Here is a 778-nt window from a genome sequence, read left to right as displayed (position 1 = left end):
TCGTGTTCTGAGAAAGCCGCTCTTCCATTACTAGGCGATTTATGTAAGATTTCCTCCGTAACCGGAGATTCTTGTACTTTTTCCTTTAATGCGCATCACCCGCTTTTTGAGGAACATTTCCCCTCCCGCGCCGTATGTCCTGGTTCACTATGATTGAGATGGTTCTGGCTTTAGCCACGCAGGGTAGGACAAAAAATATCGCATCTGTTGCGCTGAAAAAAGTAAAGTTCATTGAAGCAGTTTATCCGGGAGATACCTATCAGTTGACCATTAAACAGGATACAGAGTGTGAACTGGGTGGCGTTTTTTATATTCATACGGAAACTAAAAAACGAAGCACTTGCGGTAAGTTTTCTATCAAATATAAAAAGGAGGATGCGCCATGTTTAACATAATAATCTCTTTTATTCCGTGGAGTATTTACTCCTGGGTTATCAATGGAAACTTTTTAACTCTGGTCGAACGCTCTCTCATCTTAACTGTGATTTCATTGTTCATTATTGCTGTGAATATTAAAATTGTCCGGCAGGGAGAACCCGTGATGATTACTAACATTCTGACAGTTATTGTCCTGTTTGTTAATTATTTCGCTGGATGGTCTACACTTTTACTGAACTACCCCACAGTTTTTTGCTATCTGTCACTTGCTCTGGTTTCATTGATTAGCTTGCTGGTAAAGAAACCCTTTACCATTTTTTATGCCAGTGCTGGTGTTTCTGAAGAAAAACGCAAACATATCCTATTTTATCTCATCAATAAATATATTACATGGATTTGG

At 38.9% G+C, this 778-nt stretch carries 2 protein-coding genes; both read left to right on the top strand.

All coding sequences use genetic code 11. From position 1 onward, the window contains the following. Positions 1-149 precede the first annotated feature (149 nt). Positions 150-395 carry a hypothetical protein gene (locus ACFILW_RS09900; RefSeq protein ID WP_375685747.1) on the top strand — a complete coding sequence of 82 codons (246 nt, stop codon included), beginning with the start codon at positions 150-152 and terminating at the stop codon, positions 393-395. Further along, on the top strand, positions 383-778 hold a 396-nt coding region (locus tag ACFILW_RS09895; RefSeq protein ID WP_375685745.1), incomplete at its 3' end, for a hypothetical protein. The genes ACFILW_RS09900 and ACFILW_RS09895, both read left to right, overlap by 13 nt.

This window comes from Bartonella sp. TT110JLCBS (genome assembly GCF_042193405.1).
GTDB lineage: Bacteria > Pseudomonadota > Alphaproteobacteria > Rhizobiales > Rhizobiaceae > Bartonella.
This window is presented reverse-complemented; position numbering and strand designations above follow the sequence as displayed.

Excerpts from the sequence above, each read along its gene's own strand:
- ACFILW_RS09900 (WP_375685747.1), top strand. The coding sequence starts at position 150 with ATGATTGAGATGGTTCTGGCTTTAGCCACGCAGGGTAGGACAAAAAAT.